18 protein-coding genes and 1 pseudogene are annotated in these 19,385 nt (G+C 73.0%); 11 read left to right on the top strand and 8 right to left on the bottom strand.

Going from position 1 to position 19,385, the window contains the following annotated elements:
- Positions 1–366 precede the first annotated feature (366 nt).
- The gene (locus tag ABD126_RS27255) at positions 367–789 is read left to right on the top strand and encodes a hypothetical protein (RefSeq protein WP_343936800.1); all 423 of its coding nucleotides are present in this window, start codon (positions 367–369) and stop codon (positions 787–789) included.
- A 69-nt stretch (positions 790–858) separates the two neighbouring features.
- Here ABD126_RS27255 and ABD126_RS27250 read toward each other — a convergent pair whose 3' ends face one another.
- Positions 859–2,544: an HAL/PAL/TAL family ammonia-lyase gene (locus ABD126_RS27250; RefSeq protein ID WP_343936799.1), complete on the bottom strand. Its 1,686-nt coding sequence runs from the start codon at positions 2,542–2,544 to the stop codon at positions 859–861.
- Between the two features lie 182 nt (positions 2,545–2,726).
- Between ABD126_RS27250 and ABD126_RS27245 the strand changes: the two genes are divergently transcribed.
- On the top strand, positions 2,727–3,374 hold the full coding sequence (locus ABD126_RS27245) for a hypothetical protein (protein WP_343936798.1): 648 nt from the start codon (positions 2,727–2,729) through the stop codon (positions 3,372–3,374).
- A gap of 18 nt (positions 3,375–3,392) precedes the next feature.
- Here the strand turns inward: ABD126_RS27245 and ABD126_RS27240 are convergent, their stop codons facing one another.
- A complete protein-coding gene (locus ABD126_RS27240) occupies positions 3,393–3,809 on the bottom strand; it encodes a hypothetical protein (protein WP_343936797.1) in 417 nt (138 codons plus the stop codon).
- A gap of 121 nt (positions 3,810–3,930) precedes the next feature.
- On the opposite strand from ABD126_RS27240, the gene ABD126_RS27235 reads away from it, so the two are divergent.
- The 6 genes from ABD126_RS27235 to ABD126_RS27210 all read left to right on the top strand — a co-directional run bounded on the left by ABD126_RS27235 (position 3,931) and on the right by ABD126_RS27210 (position 10,106).
- Positions 3,931–4,374 carry a dienelactone hydrolase family protein gene (locus ABD126_RS27235; protein WP_343936796.1) on the top strand — a complete coding sequence of 148 codons (444 nt, stop codon included), beginning with the start codon at positions 3,931–3,933 and terminating at the stop codon, positions 4,372–4,374.
- 286 nt (positions 4,375–4,660) lie between these two features.
- Complete coding sequence (locus ABD126_RS27230; protein ID WP_343936795.1) at positions 4,661–5,290, top strand: peptidoglycan-binding protein; 630 nt, start codon at positions 4,661–4,663, stop codon at positions 5,288–5,290.
- An 8-nt stretch (positions 5,291–5,298) separates the two neighbouring features.
- Positions 5,299–7,515: a zinc metalloprotease gene (locus tag ABD126_RS27225; RefSeq protein ID WP_343936794.1), complete on the top strand. Its 2,217-nt coding sequence runs from the start codon at positions 5,299–5,301 to the stop codon at positions 7,513–7,515.
- A 65-nt stretch (positions 7,516–7,580) separates the two neighbouring features.
- Entirely contained in the window at positions 7,581–8,711 is a 1,131-nt protein-coding gene (locus ABD126_RS27220) for a sensor histidine kinase (protein ID WP_343936793.1), read from the top strand.
- Positions 8,708–9,364: a response regulator gene (locus ABD126_RS27215; protein WP_343936792.1), complete on the top strand. Its 657-nt coding sequence runs from the start codon at positions 8,708–8,710 to the stop codon at positions 9,362–9,364. The genes ABD126_RS27220 and ABD126_RS27215 overlap by 4 nt, the downstream gene beginning before the upstream one ends.
- A 94-nt stretch (positions 9,365–9,458) precedes the next feature.
- Positions 9,459–10,106 (top strand): DUF2306 domain-containing protein, encoded by a 648-nt coding sequence (locus tag ABD126_RS27210; RefSeq protein ID WP_343936791.1) that lies wholly within the window; start codon positions 9,459–9,461, stop codon positions 10,104–10,106.
- Between the two features lie 51 nt (positions 10,107–10,157).
- Here ABD126_RS27210 and ABD126_RS27205 read toward each other — a convergent pair whose 3' ends face one another.
- On the bottom strand, positions 10,158–10,502 hold the full coding sequence (locus ABD126_RS27205) for a chymotrypsin family serine protease (protein WP_343936790.1): 345 nt from the start codon (positions 10,500–10,502) through the stop codon (positions 10,158–10,160).
- A gap of 584 nt (positions 10,503–11,086) precedes the next feature.
- On the opposite strand from ABD126_RS27205, the gene ABD126_RS27200 reads away from it, so the two are divergent.
- Positions 11,087–13,015, top strand: coding sequence for a S8 family serine peptidase (locus ABD126_RS27200; protein ID WP_343936789.1), 1,929 nt, complete (start codon positions 11,087–11,089; stop codon positions 13,013–13,015).
- A gap of 87 nt (positions 13,016–13,102) precedes the next feature.
- Here ABD126_RS27200 and ABD126_RS27195 read toward each other — a convergent pair whose 3' ends face one another.
- From ABD126_RS27195 to ABD126_RS27180, 4 genes are all read right to left on the bottom strand, one after another.
- A complete protein-coding gene (locus tag ABD126_RS27195; protein WP_343936788.1) occupies positions 13,103–15,196 on the bottom strand; it encodes an amylo-alpha-1,6-glucosidase in 2,094 nt (697 codons plus the stop codon).
- Positions 15,193–16,497 carry a glycosyltransferase family 4 protein gene (locus tag ABD126_RS27190; protein ID WP_343936787.1) on the bottom strand — a complete coding sequence of 435 codons (1,305 nt, stop codon included), beginning with the start codon at positions 16,495–16,497 and terminating at the stop codon, positions 15,193–15,195. The genes ABD126_RS27195 and ABD126_RS27190 overlap by 4 nt, the downstream gene beginning before the upstream one ends.
- Before the next feature lie 132 nt (positions 16,498–16,629).
- Positions 16,630–17,148, bottom strand: a complete 519-nt coding sequence (locus ABD126_RS27185; RefSeq protein WP_343936786.1) for a hemerythrin domain-containing protein — start codon at positions 17,146–17,148, stop codon at positions 16,630–16,632.
- Complete coding sequence (locus ABD126_RS27180; protein ID WP_343936785.1) at positions 17,145–18,356, bottom strand: hypothetical protein; 1,212 nt, start codon at positions 18,354–18,356, stop codon at positions 17,145–17,147. Before ABD126_RS27180 ends, ABD126_RS27185 begins: the two co-directional genes overlap by 4 nt.
- A 453-nt stretch (positions 18,357–18,809) precedes the next feature.
- Between ABD126_RS27180 and ABD126_RS27175 the strand changes: the two genes are divergently transcribed.
- Together ABD126_RS27175 and ABD126_RS27170 are read left to right on the top strand one after the other, a co-directional pair.
- A complete protein-coding gene (locus ABD126_RS27175; RefSeq protein ID WP_343936784.1) occupies positions 18,810–18,962 on the top strand; it encodes a DUF6307 family protein in 153 nt (50 codons plus the stop codon).
- Positions 18,959–19,081 (top strand): hypothetical protein, encoded by a 123-nt coding sequence (locus ABD126_RS27170; RefSeq protein WP_343936783.1) that lies wholly within the window; start codon positions 18,959–18,961, stop codon positions 19,079–19,081. Before ABD126_RS27175 ends, ABD126_RS27170 begins: the two co-directional genes overlap by 4 nt.
- Before the next feature lie 5 nt (positions 19,082–19,086).
- Here ABD126_RS27170 and ABD126_RS27165 read toward each other — a convergent pair.
- A pseudogene (locus ABD126_RS27165) lies at positions 19,087–19,248 on the bottom strand (acyl-CoA desaturase); the annotation flags it as partial.
- Positions 19,249–19,385: the final 137 nt, after the last annotated feature.

The following is a 19,385-nucleotide window of genomic DNA, read 5'->3' as shown; positions in this document are numbered from 1 at the left end:
CTGGTCACCCTGACCTGACCTGGACCACAGTCCACGAGAACTACGCGGCCGACGGTGGCACGGACGACATCCACCTCACCGCGACAGCGCGTTACGTGAAGCTCTACGCCTTCCAACGCGCCACCGCGTACGGCTACTCCCTATGGGAATTCGCCATTTATTGACCCCGCTCCGGCGGGCGCCCACCGCGCCCGCCGGCTCAAAGCCTCTCGGGCAGTGTCACCCGAAAGTCCACGCCAACCCTTTCAGGTGATGCACCGGGCGGTGCGTGTACACGCGTGCGTGGCGGCTACCCGTTCGCAACAGGCGCTGGTCCGCCGGAAGAGGTCCGGCGCGAGCGCCACCACGGACTTTGGGGACGGGCTTGTGAGGACCGCGACTCTGCTTCGCACCGGCATCATCGTGCTGGCGCTGTGGCAAGCGGGGCCCGCGCTGTGGGCCGTCGTGTCGCCCGAGGGTTTCTACTGGGCGTTCCCGACCCCCGACCACGCCTGGGTCAGCGCGCACCCGCCGTACAACGAACACCTGGTGCGCGACCTCGGGCTGGCGGCGTTGCAGCTCGTGCCCGTGGCGGCGGTGTGCGTCAAGTGGCCGCAGCCGGTGTTCGTGCGCGCGGTCCTGATCGCCTCACTGGTGTTCAGCTTGCCGCACATGGTCTACCACGAGACGCATGTCGCCCACACCCACGACCTGCTCTGGCAACGAGCAGCCCTGTGGTTCCCCATCCTCCTCGCGATCTCCCTCCTACCCCTGACCCGCGCCCGCGCGAAAGAACCCGTCCGCCCGTAGCTCCGCAAGGCTCGGGGTAATCGCCGACTACCTGCGCGCGCACGGCACGGCCACCCGCGTGATCGGAGGTCATGCCGCGCACTTGTTGTCGCCGGGTGCGGTGGCGGCGCGGACTTCTCGGCTGATGGCGGCGCTGCGGACGAGGTCGGTGGTCTTCTCCAGGTCGGGGGTCAGGTAGCGGTCGTCGTCCAGGCGGGGCACGTGGCGGCGGACCAGGTCGTGGACGCGCCGGGTGCCCGTGCCCAGGGGCAGGCCGGTCATCTTCTCGGCGATGAGGTCGATGCCCTGGGCGGCCATCAGGACCTGCACGGCCAGGACCGTTTCCAGCCGGTCGAGGTTGTCGTGCAGGGCGCGCACGGACGCCATGGCCATGGTGTTGTGGTCCTCCTGGCCGAACTTGGCCGGCCGGGACAGCGTGCCCGCCGGGGTGGCCAGCCGCTGCATCTCCGGCACCAGCGCGACGGCGACGGTCTGGACCTGCACCATGCCGGAGTTCAGGCCCACCTCCCCACCGGCGAGGTTGGCGGGCAGGTGGTAGCTCCACTTGTCGGCCAACAGGCGCGCGGACAGCTCCTGCGACAGCACCCCCAGGTCGGCGACCTGCGCGTTCAGGGAGTCGATCTCGTGGCCGAGCAGGGCGGCGTCCCAGTTGCCGCCCATCACGAACTCGTGCCCGCCGCCGGCCTTGGGGAAGACCAGGGGGTTCGACGTCGACGCGTTGGCCTCGCGCTCGATGTGGCCGCGCGCGTCGGCCAGCCGCTGCCGCAACGCGCCGGTGATGTGCGGTGTCGCGCGCACGGACACCGCGTCCTGGACACGGGGGTGCTCCTCCCCCAGGCGCTTGCGGCCCTCCTCGGTCATCCAGCCGGTGCCGCAGATCAGGGCGCGGACCGTCGCCGCCGCCCGCACCTCGGCCGGGATGCGCCGCTCGTCGTGGGTGCGGGCGTCGAACGCGCCCTGCTCGGCCCTCGTCGCCTCCAGGAACAGGGTGAACGCGCCGTCGAACGTGTCCGCCAGGCGTTCGGCCCGCACGACCGCGTCGACGTAGCGCGCGGTGAGCACGCTGCTGCCGCTGATCAACGGCAGCGCTTCCCCTTGCTCCAACGGGAAGTCCACCGGCAGTCCGGCCGCCGCGAGCACCTCGGGCGCGGGGGCTTCGCGGCCCTGGAAGCGGGCGGGCGCGGGTTCGCCGGTGAGCACGAGCCCGGCGGCGGCCATGGGTTGCAGGTCGCCGGTGCCCAGGGAGCCGATCTCGGGCATGCGCGGCGTGACGCCGGCCCCGACCAGCGCCAGGACGCGGTCCACGAACTCCGGCCGGACACCCATCGTGCCGCGCGCCATCGTGTTGGCGCGCAACACCAACGCCAACCGGGCCACCCGGTCCGACAGGGCCAGCCCGACGCCGGCGGCGTGCGACCGCAGCACCCGGCGCTGGAACTCGACCCGGTCGGCCTCGGCCAGCGGCTGGTCCTTCAACGGTCCCAGCGCCTGGTTCCAGCCGTAGACCCGCTGCCCGGCGGCGATCGCGTCCAACGCGCCGGTGCGGGCCTCGACCATCTTCTGCCGCGCCTTGAGGTCCAGCCGCACGGTCAGCCGGTCGGCCTCCAGGACCTGCACCAGCCGGTCCCAGCCGAGCGAGTCACCGTCGAGCACGAGGTCCACCCGCCGCTCGCCGACCGCGAGCGGCGACACGACACCCGTGCCGGCCATCGCGACCAGAGCGGCGGTGAACACCACCAGCAGCCGTCTCCACATCGGCTCATCGTGGCACCGCAACGCTTGGACGACCTCCGGCCGACCCACGAACCGCACCATCGGGTGGGCAGCACCGTTCACGGTCGAGCGGCCGGCGGCGGAACGGCCACAAAGGAGAGTTATCCTCACCCGCCGGCACCATCACCATCGGGGGACTTCCAGTGAGACGCGCACTACCGCTCTTGGCTTTGCTGGCCGCCGCCTGCACGACGGCCCCACCGCAAGCGGTCACCCCCACCCCTGCGCCGACCACGACGACGGCGCCCACCTCCACCCCGGCACCGGCGGAACTGGCACCGCAACGCGTCCGCGCCGCCACCCTGCCCGCCGACGCCCTGGACCGCTTCGGCGTCCCCGAGGCCGGCGCCGACTCCAACGGCCAACGCCGCCAACTCCCGCTGCCGTGCGCCGAGCCGAAGACGACCGGCCACCAGGTCTTCGGCTACCACGTCAACCACTTCCGCGAGTGGAAGAACCGCGGTTTCCAGTTCGTCCACGTGGTCACGTGGTACCAGGACCGCACCGGCGCGGACGCCGTCACCAAGACGCAGGACCTGGCGCAGTCCTGCCGCGAGTACGTCTACTCGACCAGGGACACCGGCGACCACACCCTCAAAGTCACCGCGCCGATCACCCTGCCCACCCCGCCGGGCGTCAGCGCCGCCTACACGTACTGCGAAGACAACGGCACCACCCACGCGTGCTGGGCCTTGCTCGGCCACGACGACCTGACGTCCACCCTGACCACCTTCGCCGCCACCCGAGACCAAAGCCTGACGCTGCTGAGCGAAATGCTCCCGGCCGCCGCCGAGCTGCTCACCAAGGCGTAGCCGCCACCGGTCACCCGATCACCGGCGCCCGGCGATCCCACCGCGCGACCGGTCCGGCCGCCCCTCGTCCGGCCCGTCCATCCACCGGTCGACGGCGTCCACCACGAACGCCGCGACCAGGAAGCCGGCGGCACCCGCCACCACGATCCCGACCGGATTCGACCGCGCCCCCACAAGCACCCCGGCGGTCGTCAGCACCATCCCGAGCGGAGCGGTCAGCCACGGTCGCACACCGCCGAGCCGGCGCAGCAGCAGCCAGCCCAGCAACCACCCCGCGACCGGATAGGTGTAGAGCACGAGCACGAACCACCCCAGGCAGCCCAAGCCCTCAGCGTCACACGGGAGCAACGCGACGAGACTCGTGCTCGCCAGCGCGCCGACGCCCACCAACGCGCCGACCAACGACGCGACCAGAACCCGCTGACGTCTCCCCACGCCGCTGATCATCGCGTTGCGAACACCGCCGCGACATGAGTATTACTACGCGGAAAGCGCGGCGCGGCACTCGTCAGCGGCTGCAACCCTCGTGCAACGACTCCCGCCGACGCTGGTCCGCGTGGGTGACGAGCGACGCACCCCGCGGGGCACCGCCCTGGTCGACCAGGCGGCCCGGCTGCTCCTGGTCGAGATCTTCGACGCCACCAAAGACTTCACCAACCACCAGACCGGCAGGACCAACCTGACCCACCACCGGGACGTGGCCCGGGTGCTCGACGACTGCCGGGTCCCCGTCACCCGCCTGGACCGCCCGCTCCTCCTGGCTGCCGCCGGCAACGACGAGATCGTGCCCTCCACCGTCATCCACGACTTCGCCGCCGACATCACGGCCGCCGGCAGCACGGTGCACCTGACGACCTACCCGGACGCCACCCACAGCACCATCCACCGCGGCCGGCACCGACGCGACGACGTGGGCAGCCGGCCTCACCGGCCACCCGCACCACCCGCACCACCTTCGCCGAAACCGTCCACCCGCTGGCGACCGCCGTGCTGTCCCTGATCGACACCAACGGCACGGGCCAGGTGGAACGCTCTGACCCCCATAACACCGAGCTTGAGCAAGGGCGACACCGGCGAATCGCGCCGGGCTCCACGCTGTCCTGAAAGGGATTCACCTCTCTCGTCCGACATTCGGCGCAACGGGTTCCCGCCACCAGGACGGTTTTGCCGCCGATCCGCGCCACCTCCCCGCTCCGCCCGTTTGACCGCCCCCGAAGCCGGCAAAGGTCTGGACCATCAGCCGGCCGTGTGGGTGGTCGGCGACCACCGAGGAAGTGGAGTGACGGATGAGCGACGCGCAGCTGCCACCGCTGTCGATCGACGAGCTGGCCGCCGAGGGCGGCACCGCCCTGCCGGACAAAGAGGTGTACTCGCTGCTCGACCTGAACGTCGACCTGGACCTCGCGCTCGACCTCGCGGCGCCGATCGGGCTCGCGCTCGCGGGCAACGCCAACGTCGCGGCGCCCATCGACGCCGCCGTGGGCGCGAACGTGCTGTCCGACGGGTCCACCGCGCAGGCCCTCTCCGAGCAGGGTGTCGCGATCCAGCAGGGCATCACCGGCGAGGCGGTGGCCAACTCCGACCAGGACAGCGCCATCGGCCAGGGCACCACCCCGACCCCGCCGCCCGCCGTCACCGACACCCCGGCGCCCACGGACGTGGCCGGCGCGCTGGACGGCGGTCTGCTCAACCTCGACGTGAACCTCGCCGCCGACCTCGACCTGGCCGCCCCGATCAACGGCGCGGTCGCCCTCAACGCCAACGTCGCCGCCCCGATCGACGCCGCCGTGGCCGCCAACCTCGGCTCCGTCGGCTCGGAGGCCACGGCCGTGGCGCAGCAGCAGGCGATCATCCAGCAGACCATCGACGGCTCCGCCGAGGCGAACGCCCAGCAGAGGTCCGAGATCGACCAGTGAGCGAGACGATGAACGCCGCACCGGCGCCGGCCGGCGGGGACACCGCGTCCCCGCCGCGCCGCGCGCGCGACGTCGAACTGATCGGCGCACTGCGCGACTCGGGCTACCGCCACCCGCCGGCGCTGGTGCGCCGCGGCGACGGCCAGGTCCTCCAGCTCACCCCGCTGCTCTACCGGGTGCTGGCCGCCGTCGACGGGCGCACCGACCCCGCCGGCATCGCCGCCGCCGTCGGGCCCGCCATCGGCCGCACGGTGTCCGCCGACGACGTGCGCACCCTCCTGGACACCAAGCTCAGACCGCTCGGGCTGCTCGACGGCTCCCCGCCCGCGCACCGCAAGGCCGAACCGCTGCTCGGGCTGCGCCTGCGCCGCGTGATCACCGAGCCCGCCCGCACCCGCCGGATCACCGCGCCGTTCGCGCGGCTGTTCCACCCGCTGGTGGTGGCGGCGGTGCTGGTGGCGTTCGCGGCCGTGTCGTTCTGGGTGCTGTTCGTGAAGGGCCTGGCCGGCGCCACCCACCAGGCCTTCCACGAGCCCGCCCTGTTGCTCCTGGTGTTCGCGGTGACGGTGCTCTCGGCGGGCTTCCACGAGTTCGGGCACGCCGCCGCCGCGCGCTACGGCGGCGCCACCCCCGGCGCGATGGGCTTCGGCCTGTACCTGCTCTGGCCCGCCTTCTACACCGACGTGACCGACAGCTACCGGCTCGGCCGGGCCGGTCGGCTGCGCACGGACCTGGGCGGGCTGTACTTCAACGCGCTGGTCGCGGTCGCCGTCCACGGCCTCTGGTGGCTGACCGGCTGGGACGCCCTGCTGCTGGTCATCGCCACGCAGATCCTCCAGATGGTGCGCCAACTCGCGCCCCTGGTGCGTTACGACGGCTACCACGTGCTCGCCGACCTGACCGGCGTCCCCGACCTGTTCCACCACATCAAGCCCACGCTGCTGGGCCTGTTGCCGCACCGCTGGGGCAAGCCGCAGGTGCTCAAGCCGTGGGCACGCGCGGTCGTGACCACGTGGGTGCTGGTCGTCGTGCCGTTGTTGCTGGCGAGCACGGTCCTGCTGGTGCTGGCGTTCCCCCGGGTCGTGGGGACGGCCTGGGAGAGCGTCATCGGGCAGTGGCGGTCGGCGAGGACCGCGTTCGACGACGGCGACCTCGCCCTGCTGCTGGTGAAGGTGCTGTCGGTGGTCGCGGTCGCGTTGCCCGTGCTCGGCATCGGCCTGCTGCTCACCCGCCTCGCGCACCGGCTCTGCGTCCGCGCCTGGAAGTCCACCACGGGCAGGCCCGGACGGCGTGCGCTCGTCGTGCTGTGCGGTGTCGCCGTGCTCGCCGGCCTGGCGTGGGCGTGGTGGCCCCAGCCCGACCGGTACCGGCCGATCCGGCCCGACGAGCGCGGCACGGTCGCCGACGCCGCGCCCGTCCTCGCGTCGGCTCCCGGCCCCGTGCGCCCGGAGCCGGTGCCGGAGCCGGTGCCGGCCCGCACCGTGTGGCCGACCGGCACACCGTTGCCCCGCAAGGACAAGCCGGTCCTGGCGATGGTCCTGGAACCGGTCTCGCCCGGCGCGCCGACGTGGGTCTTCCCGTTCGACCGACCCGAACCGCCCGGTCCCGGCGACAACCAGGCGCTGGTCGTGAACACCACCGACGGCGCGGTCCGGTACAAGGTGTCCTTCGCCCTGGTGTGGGAGACCGACGGCGTGGTGGACAACCGGAACGAGGCCTACGCGCTGGCGTCGTGCCGGGGCTGCACGACGGTCGCCGTCGCCTTCCAGGTGGTCCTGGTGGTCGGCGAGGCGAACGTGGTGGTGCCGGAGAACGTCGCCGTCGCCGTGAACCACTCGTGCGTCGAGTGCGTGACCTACGCGCTGGCCTCACAACTGGTCGTGAGCCTGCCCGAGGACCTGAGCCCCGAGGCGAAGGCCCGGCTGGAGGAGGTGTGGGCGCAGTTGTCCCGGCTGGCCGACGAGGTGCCGGGCATGACGGCCGCGCAGATCCAGCAGTCACTGGAGGACGCCAAGTCCCGCATCCTCGACGTGCTGCGGGAGGAAGGCGTCCCCATCCCCGGCACGACGACCACCGCCCCGCCCACCACGACCACGACGGAGAGCCCTCGCCCGACCACGACCGAAGTGCCCGCGAGCACCCCGGTGACGACGACCACACCACCGTCGTCGCAGAGCCCGACGACGACGGTCACGTCACCGCCCACGACGGTCTCGACCAGTTGATCCGCCCCCGGGCGCTCGTACTTTAGGCCGATCTGCGGCCGGGGCGGCTCACATACCATCACTCGGTGCACGAGCTCCTCCGCGCCGTCTGGGACGAACCCCGCCCGCCGAACCCGCCGTCGCGCGCCGGGTGGGACTGGGCGCTCATCGGCGTGCTGGCGGTGCTCGGCGTGCTTGAGGGGGTGCTGCGCGACGATTTGGCGTCACCGGTCGTCTCGGTGCTGGTCGTCGTGGGCGTGCTGCCGGCGTTGCGGTGGCGGCGGACCCGTCCGCTGCTGGTGCTCGTGATCGCCTTCGTCGTCGGCGGCGTCGCCGCGGCGCTGGTCGGCCACGAACTCCAGCTGTCCACGATGGCGTACTTCCTGCTGCTGCCGTACTCGCTGTTCCGCTGGGGCTCCGGGCGCGAGGCGGTGCTCGGGTCGCTGGTCGTGCTGGCCAACGTCGGCGCCTCGGTGGCGCTGGGCCACACGAGCCGGTCCGACGGGCTCGCCGGCGTGCTGGTCGTGTCCACGGTCGCCATCCTCGGCACCGCGCTGCGGTGGCGGGTCAAGGCGCGGCTGCGCGAACTGGACCAGGCCAAGCTGCTGGAACGGGAGCGGCTCGCCCGCGACCTGCACGACACCGTCGCCCACCACGTCTCGGCGATGGCGATCCGCGCCCAGGCCGGTCTGGCCACCGCCGACGCGAACCCGCGGGCCGCGGTCGAGGCCCTGCGCGTGATCGAGGCCGAGGCGTCCCGGGCGCTGGCGGAGATGCGCGGCATGGTCCGGCTCCTGCGGCACGCCGAGCCGGCCGACCTCGCGCCCAACCCCGGGGTGGCCGACCTGGACCGGCTCGCGGGCCGCTCGCCGTTCGGGCCGACCGTGGACGTGGAGGTGGTCGGCGAGGTCGCCGACCTGTCGCCGTCGGTGGGGACCGCGGTCTACCGGCTCGCGCAGGAGTCGGTCACCAACGCCCGGCGGCACGCCCGGCACGCCTCCCGCATCGGGGTCCGGGTCGTCGTCGAGGACCGGGCGGTGCGCCTGTGGGTGACCGACGACGGCGAGCGCCCCAGCCGCCCGCTGTCCCGCGGGCACGGGCTGATCGGCATGGCCGAGCGCGCCGGCCTGTTCGGCGGCACCTGCGAGGCGGGTCCCGGCCCGGAGCGCGGCTGGACGGTGACCGCCGTGCTGCCGCGCGTCGGGGGCACCGCGTGAGCGTCACCGTGGTCGTCGCCGACGACCAGGAGATCATCCGCACCGGCCTGACGATGATCCTCGACGCCCAGCCGGGCATCGAGGTGGTGGGCGCGGCGGCCGACGGCCGGGAGGCGGTCGAGCTGGCCCGGCGGCTGCGGCCCGACGTGTGCCTGTTCGACATCCGGATGCCGCTGGTCGACGGCATCGAGGCGACCCGCGCGCTGGCCGGGCCGGGCGTGGCCGACCCGTTGGCGGTCGTCGTGATCACGACGTTCGACCTGGACGAGTACGTGTACGCGGCACTGCGCGCGGGCGCCAAGGGGTTCCTGCTCAAGGACGCCGGGCCGGGCTTGCTGGCCCAGGCGGTCCACGCCGCCGCGAACGGCGAGGCGCTGATCGCCCCGAGCGTCACGGCGAGGCTGCTCGACGCGTTCGCGGGCGCCGCGCCGCCGGCGGCCCCGGTGCAGCCAGTGGAACCGCTCACCGAGCGGGAGGAGCAGGTGCTGGCCGCGGTGGCGGCCGGGCGCACCAACAGCGAGGTCGCCGACCAGCTCCACATCACGTTGAGCACGGTGAAGACCCACGTCGCGAGCCTGATGAACAAGCTCGGCGTGCGCAACCGCGTGGAGATCGCGATCTGGGCCTACGAGACCGACCGGGTCCGGCGGTAACCGAAAGTACGACCCGGCAGCCGGTCTTCCGGCCGGTTCAACTCCTGGTCCAACGCCCGATGATCCAGGCCGTCGCACCAGCCACGATCTGGGCATGACCACGACAACACCGCGGCGGCGCACCACGTGGGGCGTCCCGGCCGGACTGATCGCGCTCGGCCTCGTCCCCGTGGTGGCCGGCAGCCTCCGCCTGGCCGAACTGGGCGGCGGCCCGCAACTCATCGCCTCCGGCGGCCGGGACTACGCGAGCGCTCCGGGTTTCCTGGTGGCGCACATCGTCGCCGTGATCGGGTACGCCGTTCTCGGCGCTTTCCAGTTCGCACCGGGGTTTCGCGCGCGGCGGCGCGGTTGGCACCGGGTGGCGGGCCGGCTGCTGGTCGGCTGCGGACTCGTGGGCGCGGTGTCGGGCCTGTGGCTGTCGCTGTTCCAACACCGGCCGGAGATCAGCCCCCTGCTCACCGGCATCCGACTCGTCGTCGGCACGGCGTGGATCGTCTTCCTCGTCCTGGGCTTCACCGCGATCCGCCGCCGGGACTTCGCCGGCCACCGCGCGTGGATGACGCGCGCGTACGCGATCGCCTTGGGCGCGGGCACGCAGGCCTTCACCGTCGGGGGCTGGCAACTGGCCGTCGGCACCCCCGACCCGTTCGCCGAGTCCCTGCTGATGCTCGCCGGCTGGCTGGTCAACCTCGCGGTGGCGGAGTGGGCGATCCGACGTTCCACCGCGAGACGTGCGGCGTGACCGCGCTGTCCCCGCTTGACACAGCGGGGACAGCGCGGTTGGCGTGGCAGGTCAGGGTTCGATCCACAGGGTCAGGGTGTAGCCCACCAGGGCCTCGGTCACCAGGGAGAACCAGGACACGTTCTCCTTGCCGACGTGGCTCAGGCAGCGCAGCTTGTTGGGGACGACCTTGTCAGGGGTGAAACGGCCGGCGCTGGTCATGCCCCACGGACCCTGCTGCCAGGCGGCGGTGTTGGACACCCGCACCGCGGCGCGGTCCGCGCCGGGGAAGGTGGCGTGCGACACCAGGCCGATGGCCGTCCCGTTCGCCGACGTCGGTGTGCCGACCGGGCCGCAGTGGCCGGCGGTGAGGAAGTAGCGGTTGCTGCCGTTGAACACGTGAAACCGGCCGAGCAACGGACCGCGCCGCTCCAGTACCCGTCGCCGCCGCGCAACAGGGCCGCGACGCCGGCGAAGGCGTCCGATTCGGCGTCCTCGGCGGTGGTCACGGCGACCACGAGCCGCGCGGTGGTCTCGTCCAGCCACGAACCGCCGTGGTCGTCGCCCTGCCGGGGCGTGTCCGCCAGGCTCGCCGACCCGGTCCGCGTCACGGTCACCCGCCCGGGCACCTCGGCCACCGCGCCCGGCGCCACCAGGCCCAGCACCAGCCCGGCCCCCACAACCAGCCCCGCCATCGACGTCTTCCGCATCGAACCCCCTCGGTCCCCAACCGCGTCAGGGCGACGCGGCGTTGCGTTGCGGTGTGGCCGATGCCGCCGGTGACCAGGGTGGTGACCGGGGCGTCGGACACACCCCGCACCCCGAAGGCAACCGGCCGCGCATTGTTTGCGTACCCCTATTTAATTCCGCCCACCCCAATAAATACACGCCCCTTCCCTGTTAACCGGCAACGCTTTCCTCCACGAGATTCACAGCGCACGATCTCAACGCCTTGCGGGATCGCCCTCGCCGATTCCTCCCTGCACAAAGGAGTGCTTCTCGTGAGAAGAAAGACAATGCGCGCGCTGCTGCTCGTCCCGGCGGTCGCGTGCCTGGCCACCCTGACCGCCCACGGCTCCGGCCAGGCGGAACCGCAGAACCCCTCCGGGCGGGCGTTGACCGACAACGTCGTCGCGGGGCAGGAGTACGACCAGTACATCGTCGCTTTCCGGGCCCGGTCGCAGTCCGGGCGGTCGGGTGAGGTGCGGGCGAGGGCGTTGCGCGCCGCCGGGCAGCGGCACGGCGTGTCGGTCCAGGAGGTGCGGGAGTTGGCCGTCGGCGGCCACGTGGTCCGCACCGGCAAGAAGTTGTCCGGTGAGCAGGCGCGCGGGTTCCTGCGGTCGCTGGCCGCGCAGGCGGACGTCGCGTACGCCGAGCCGGACACCGTCTTCCAGCCCACCGCCACGCCGAACGACCCGAGCTACGGCAACCAGTGGCACTACTTCGAAGCCACCGCCGGCCTGCGGCTGCCCAAGGCGTGGGACACCGCCGACGGCTCCGGCGTCACGGTGGCGGTGGTGGACACCGGTCGCACCGCCCACTCCGACCTCGACGCCAACACCGTCGGCGGGTACGACTTCATCAGCGACACGTTCGTCTCCCGCGACGGCAACGGCCGCGACGCCAACCCGCAGGACGAGGGTGACTGGAGCCCGGCCGAGAACGACTGCTACCAGGGCAGCCCCCGGACCAACTCGTCCTGGCACGGCACCCACGTGGCGGGCACGATCGGCGCGGTCAGCGGCAACGCCAAGGGCGTGGCCGGTGTGGCGCCCGCGGCGAAGCTGGTCCACGCCCGCGTGCTGGGCCGCTGCGGCGGTTCGCTGTCCGACATCGCCGACGCCGTCACCTGGGCGTCGGGCGGCACGGTCAGCGGCGTGCCCGCCAACGCCAACCCCGCCAAGGTCATCAACATGAGCCTGGGCGGCGGCGGGGCGTGCAGCAGCACCTACCAGAACGCCATCAACGGCGCGGTCGGGCGCGGCGCGACCGTGGTCGTCGCGGCGGGCAACTCGAACCAGAACGCCTCCAACAGCCAGCCGGCCAACTGCTCGAACGTCGTCACCGTCGCGGCGCTGGACCGCCAGGGCAACCGCGCGATCTTCCGGTCCGACGGCAGCGCGGGCTCCAACTACGGCTCCCTGGTCGACGTGGCCGCCCCCGGCGGCGAGACGTGGACGGCCAGCGACGGCAGCAACGGCGTCCTGTCCACCCTGAACACCGGCACCACCACGCCGGGCAGCGAGACCTACCGGTACTACCAGGGCACCAGCATGGCCGCCCCGCACGTCGCCGGCCTGGTCGCCCTCATGCTCGGCGAGAAGGCGCTCACGCCGAGCCAGGTGGAGAGCGCGTTGAAGCAGAACGCCCGCCCGATCCCCGGCACCTGCTCCGAGGGCTGCGGCGCGGGCATGGTCGACGCGGAGAAGACCATCGCCGCGCTCGGCGGCACCACCCCGCCCACCACCGGCCAGCTCCTGGCCAACCCCGGCTTCGAGTCCGGCAACACCGGCTGGGCGAGCACCCAGGACGTCATCACCTCCGACACGACCTACCCCGCCCGCACCGGCTCGTGGAAGGCGTGGCTCAACGGCTACGGCCGCACCCACACCGACACGCTGTCGCAGGCGGTGAGCATCCCGGCCACCGCGACCTCCGCGACCCTGTCGTTCCACCTGCGGATCGACTCGGCCGAGACCGAGAACGTCGTCTACGACACGCTCCGGGTGCAGGTGGTCGACTCCGCCGGCACGGTGCTCGCGACGCTGGCCACCTACTCCAACGTCAACGAGGGCACCTCCTACGTCCAGCGCACCTTCGACCTGAAGCAGTACGCCGGCAAGGGCGTCACGATCAAGTTCACCGGCGCCGAGGACGCCAACCTCGCCACGTCGTTCCTGATCGACGACGCGTCGCTCACGACCGGCTGACCCGGGGACCCGGCGGCGCTCCGCACTCCTCTCGGGGCGCCGCCGCGGGGGCCGGTGCGCTCGGTGTCGAGCGCACCGGCCCCCGTGTCACGAAGTCCAGCCGTCCGGCAGGCCGTCGACCTCGGCGTGCTCCCCGTGCGCCCGGATGTGCACGGTGGCCTGCCCCAGCCGCAGGTCGGTCAGGGCGAGGTCGCCCCACCGGGCCGGGACGTGCGGTGACAGCGCCAGCCGCCGGCGCGGCACGTGGGGGTCCAGGCCCAGCACGGACCGGACCAGCAGCAGCGGCGCGGCGCTGGCCCACGCCTGCGGCGAGCACGACGTGGGGTAGGGCACGGGCGGGCTGAAGTCGTCGCGGGAGAAGCCGCAGTACAGCTCCGGCAGCCGGCCGCCGAAGGTCGCCGCCGCGTCCAGCAGGCCGTCGGCCAGCCGGTGCGCCAGAACGACCGCGCCCGGCACGTGCGCGTACCGCAGCAGGCCCGCCACGGCGATCGCCGTGTCGTGCGGCCACACCGACCCGTTGTGGTAGCTCATCGGGTTGTACGCGCCCATCGAGGACGACAGCGTGCGCAGCCCGTACCCGGTGTCCATGTCCGGCTGGGCCAGCCGCGCCACCAGCGCCGCCGCGTGCTCGTCGGTGGCGATGCCGGTCCACAGGCAGTGCGCCGCGTTGCTGGTCAGCGCGTCCACCGCCGCCTTGCGCCCGTCCAGCGCCACGGCGTACCAGCCCCGGTCGGGCAGCCAGAACGCGTCGGCGAACGCGGCCCGCAGCTTCGCGGCCCGTTCGCGCTGGGCGGTCGCGGTGGCGGGGTCGCCGAACGCCTCGGCCAACTCCGCGCGGGCCAGCCGGGCCGCGTACACGTACCCCTGCACCTCGCACAGCGCGATCGGCGGCACCGCGACCCGCCCGTCGGCGTCGTTCACGCCGTCGAAGCTGTCCTTCCAGCCCTGGTTGAGCAGTCCCCGGTCGGTGGCGCGGCGGTACTCCACGAACCCGTCGCCGTCGCGGTCGCCGTGGCGGTCCACCCACAGCAGCGCCGCGTCCGCCGCCGGCAGCAGCGACCGCACGACCTCCTCGTCCGCGCCCCACCGCCACGCCTCGGCCAGCAGCATCACGAACAGCGGCGTCGCGTCGACCGTGCCGTAGTAGTGGCTGCCGCCCAGCACGTTCGTGCTGTCCGGGCCCAGCCGCAGCTCGTGCAGGACCCGGCCGGGCTCCTCCTCGGTGGTCGGGTCCACCCGCCGCCCCTGGGTCTCGGCCAGCGTCTGCAGCGTGCCCAGCGCGAGGCCGACGTCCAGCGGCAGCGCCATCCACGCGGTGAGCAGGCTGTCGCGCCCGAACAGGGTCATGAACCACGGCGCGCCCGCCGCCACGAACGGCCGGCCGTCCTGGTTCTGGATCTGCAACGCGCCCAGGTCGCTCTCCGAGCGCCGCAGCACCCCGGTCAGCACGGGGTCGCCGGCCGCGACGACCGTGCTGGCCGCCCGCCACGCCTGGATCTTGCGTGCGGGCGCGGTGCTCTCCATCCGCTCGCCGCGGCGGAAGCGCGGCTGCACCGGCCGGTTGGCCACGCTGGGCTGCACGACGATCTCGGTGGACCACCGCCCGCCCGCCGGCACCACGATCCGCCAGCTCAGCACGCCCGGCGCGACCACGGGGTCCGCGGTCGCGGCCACCGCCACCCCGCGCGAGCCGTCGCCGCGGTCGCGGAAGAGCAGGTCGCTGCCGGCGGCGGAGACGTCCGCGCCGCGGTGCGCGGCGCGGCCCTCCTTCACCGCGAACAGGTCGGCGAAGTCGGCGTCCACGTGCAGGTCCAGCCGGGCGACGGTGGCCTCGCGGCCGAGGTTGTCCAGCGTGATGGTCTCCCGCAGGCCGTCGCCGACCAGGCGTTCGCGCACCAGCAGCAGCGTGCTGTCGGCCGACCCGGCGGCGGGCGGGCGGCGCAGCACGAACCGCGCGCCGAACGCCTCGTGGTGCAGCACCGACAGCGGGTGCGGCACGTGCCCGTCCAGCCGCAACTGCCACCGCGACAGCACCCGCGCGTCGCGGAAGAACAGGCCGTGCGCGGTGCCGTGGTCGATGTCGCCGACGTGGTCGGACAGGCAGAACGTGCTGCCCTCCACCAGGGTCACCGCGCCGCCGACCACGGCCGGCTCGCCCGCGTTGAACGGCTCGGCGGTCATGCCGCGTCACCGGACGCCGGCACCGCGGTCGGGCCGTCGTCACCGAGGGCGGCGCGGTCCAGCGCGTCACCGGCCAAGGCGGCGCGGTCCAGCACGTGGTGGCTGAGCGTGTCGCCGTCGAGCGCGTCGCGGTTGAGCGCGTGGCGGTCCAGGGCGTCGTCCAGCGCGTCGTCCAGGGCCGCGAAGTCGCGCCGCAGCGAGGCCAGCGAGCTGGACGGCTCCAGCGCCCGCAGGTAGGCCGCCTCGTAGCCCGCGCCCAGCGCCTCCGCCCCGAAGTGCCGCGCGACGTGCGCCCGGCACGCCGCCGGGTCGAGGTCGCGCACGTCGTGCAGCGCCTGCGCCAGCTCGTCGGGGTGGTCGCGCACCAGGCCCGTCACCCCGTCCACCACGACCTCCGGCACCGCGCCCGCGCGCAGCGCCACGACCGGCGTGCCGCACGCCATGGCCTCGATCATCACCATGCCGAACGGCTCCTCCCACCGGATCGGGAAGAGCAGGCACCGCGCGGAGGCCAGCAGCTTGCGCTTCTCGGTCGCGTCGGCGACGCCGAACACGTGGTCGGCCGCGGTCAGCCGGGGCTTGACCTCGGTCTCGAAGTACTCCTTCTCCACCGGTTCGGCGCACTTGCCCGCCAGCACGACCGGCAGGCCGGCGGCGTGCGCGGCCTCCAGCGCCAGGTGCGGGGCCTTGTCCGGGTGGAAGCGGCCGAGGAACAGGGCGTAGTCCTCTTTGGACTCCTGGAACGGCCAGTCCGCGACGCGCAGCGCGTTGTGGACGGTGCCGATCCAGTTCAGCTCGGGCGCGAGCGCGCGCTGCCGGTCGCTGATCGCGACCAGGTGCACGTCCCGGCCCAGGGTCCGGTAGTAGCGCCGCAGGTCCGCGTCCACCGGCCCGTGCACGGTGACCACGGTCGGCACGCCCAACTCGGCGAAGCGGGGCGCGTTGAGGGGACCGCCGAAGGTGTGGTCGTGCACGACGTCCACGCCTTCCGAGGCGATCAGCCGCTCGACCGCCCGGCGCGCGGCGAGGGCGTGCATGACCTCGGGGTAGGGCTCGCCGAGGCGTTCGGGGACCGTGCGGTCCCACACGGGCACGAACCGGGCACGGGTCCCCGGCTCGCCGGCGCCCACGAGGGTGACGGTGTGGCCGCGCGCCACCAGCGCGTCGGCGAGGTCGGCGACCACCGCCTCGACGCCGCCGTACGCCTTGGGCGGCACGTCGAAGTAGGGCGGGACGACCAGGGCCACGCGCAACGCCCGGCGGGCGCGGTGACCGGCGACGAAGGGATGCGAGCCGCTCAAGACCTTCCTCCCTGAGCTGACGGGCTTGGCACTCTCCGCCATCGAGTGCTAACAACCCGGGCGCGCGGCGCGCAAGAAGATCACCGAAAACGAGACCCGGGTCACACCCGTTCGGGCACGCCGGCCCCGTGCTCAGCGCCGCCGGAGCAAGGACTCGCGCACCGCCTCACCGACCCGGTCGAACAGCGCCGGGTCCACTTCACCGGGGGTGGCGTGCGGCGCGACGCGTTCCGCCGCGCGGACCAGGGCCGCCATGTCGGCCAGTTCGGTGGTGTCGTAGTGGGAGCGCAGGTACCGGAACTCGTAGCTCTCCTCGTGGTTGGCGTGTTCCAGGACCGCCTGCCGCAGGCCGGCCAGCCCGTCGGCGAACTCGGGGTGGTCCGGGCCCAGCTCGCCCAGGCGCGCGAGCAGTTCCCCGGCCCGCTGCTCCTCGCCCAGGCGGTCCTCGACCACGGCGTCGCCGCCTTCCACGCCGCGGGCGGCCGGGTGGACGACGACCTCCTCGGCCGCCTCGTGCAGCGCGAGGAGGCGGACCAGGCGGGCGAAGGCGGTGGCGCGCTCGTCGCCCTCGCCCGTCTCCACCGCGGTGAACAGGTCGCGGATGCGCGTGTGCTGGTCGACCAGCAGCGCGACCACGTCAGCGTCGATCACCGCGTCACCCCGCTGCGGCGCAGGGACGGCACCGGGTGCTCGCCCTCGGTCGAGTGGCGGTAGTCGCGGCCGGCCTCGGTGCGGTTGAGGTCCACGACCACCTCGCTGGGCGGCTTCTCGCCGCCCATGATGGCGTCCTGCAGGGCCTCGAACCGCTCGTGCGCGTCCTGGACGTACCCGGTGCCCAGCGTGGTGAGGTCGATCTGGGTGTCGAGCAGCTCGCGCAGGTACTGCTTGTTCGGCTCGAAGGTCACCGGCGCGGGCAGTTCCGGCGCGACGACCTCCTCGGGTTCGCGGTCGTCGTTGGCGCGCATCAGGTCGCACGCCAACCGCAGGTGCTCCAACTCCATGTTGAGGTGCAGCTCCCAGATCGCCTTGATCCTCGGGTCGGACTCGGTCTCCATGAACGAGTGGTAGAGGTAGCACTCGTTGTACTCGTGGTTGACCAGCCGCTCCCACCACGTCTCGCCCGGGTCCACCAGGGACTCGTAGTGGGTGACGTGCTCTTCCTCGATCAGGCCGATCTCCTGGTAGAGCTGCCGCGCGATGGGCTCCATGTACTGCGGGCCGACGTTCATGTAGAAGTTCATCGTCTGCTGCTCGGCCGACATGATGGTCAGCGCGTGCAGCTTGGAGATCGGCGCCGCCGCGGCCCGGTCGTAGGGCTCGCGGACGTTGTCGTGCGGGTGCCGGTGGTGGTACTTCGTCGGCCGCCCGGGGATGACCTCGGTGAGGTCGTCCACGATCTTCTCCGCCTTGCGGCGCTGGATCATCTCGTACAGGTTGGCGTAGCGGTAGAGGTGGTCGAAGTCCTCCAGCACCCCGAACTCGTAGGCCTGCTTGAGGTACGGGTCGGGTTCCATCCGCGCCACCCAGGCGGTGAGGTCCACCGCGACCTGCTCGTAGGCGATCGTGGTCTCCAGCGGCGACGACACGCCGGGCAGCAACCAGTTGACCGCCTTCTGCTGTTGCTGCTCGATGTAGCGCACCTCGGCCAGTTGCCGCTTGACGTCCAGGTCGGGGCAGTTGCGGGCGAACTGGTGGCTGAACATCAGCGCTTCGACCTCGATGCCGTTCATCGTGATGATCCGGCACCGGGTGTAGGGGTCGGCGTGGTCCGGGTCGATCGGGTCGACGTCCAGCTCGCGCCACGTGCGCAACTGCCGGTCCAGCGGGATGCCTCGGTGTTCGAGCGGGTTGAACGTCATCGGGAACGCCCATTCGTGTGGTGGTGGGGCGGCGTGACCGCCGTCGGGTCGGCCCGGCGCGCGACGCTCGGGCGACCTCGAAGCGCGGGCAGGTCCCCGTGGCGGGTGCCCTGCGAACCACCGCCGAAACCGGCGGGCGGCCTGCCACCCGAACGGAGGACCCCCGGGTGAGCAGTTGGCCGGACCGGCACGGCCGCTGGCTGCTGAACGGCTCAAGCCGGCCCGACCCGGCCCGCCCGGGCGCACCGGCCGCTCATGCGCGGCGATACGGGCTACCCGTTCCGCCGTGGCTCACACCCCCGACGACCCGCGCACCGACTTCCGGCCCGCGGGGGTGTAGCGTTGTCGGCATCGGGTCGGCTCGGTCGAGTCCACCCGAAGCATCCCGCGTCCCGAGACGGCTCCGACATCGTTCGCGTTGAGCCCCGAGGGCGCGGAGAAGGACGGAAACCCATGTCAGCCCAGTACGTTTCCCGGTACGAAGCACGGGTGGACCTCGTGCGCAACGCGTTGCGGGAGTTGTCCGACCTGGACGCCAAGACCGCGCAGGACGTCGCGGTCCGGGTGGTCCACGTGTTGGACCACCTGCCGGAGAGCATCCGGTGACCGCGGACGGTTTGTTCAGCCACCCCGAGGTCCCGCGGCCGACTCCGCCGGTCCCGCCGACCGACGACGAGCACGAGCCGCTGTTCCTCGAACCCGGGACGAAGGCCGACCAGGCCTAGGTCCCGTGGCGGCGGTGGTCGGCCACCCACCCGATCACCGGCCCCTGCGCCGCCAGGCCGCAGGCGGCGGCCAGGGCCGCCCGCAGCGCCCGCTTGGCATTGAACGCGCCGTGCGTGAAGCACCGGTGGCAGCCGATCGCCACGCCCAGCGTGGACAGGGTGTGGAACACCGCCGCGAGCGCCACCTCAGCCCCCACCCCAGGTCGGCCGCGAGCCGCCGCCTGCGACCGGGCGTACGGTGGCCGCATCGAGCGACCAGCACGTGACAGGGCAGGACCGGCCGGGGTGGGCAGGAGGCTCCGGT

The sequence above is a fragment of the Saccharothrix mutabilis subsp. mutabilis genome (assembly GCF_039521145.1).
Taxonomy (GTDB): Bacteria; Actinomycetota; Actinomycetes; order Mycobacteriales; family Pseudonocardiaceae; genus Actinosynnema; species Actinosynnema mutabilis.
Note: the sequence above shows the minus strand (reverse complement) of the source record. Positions and strands in the feature narration are given on the sequence as shown.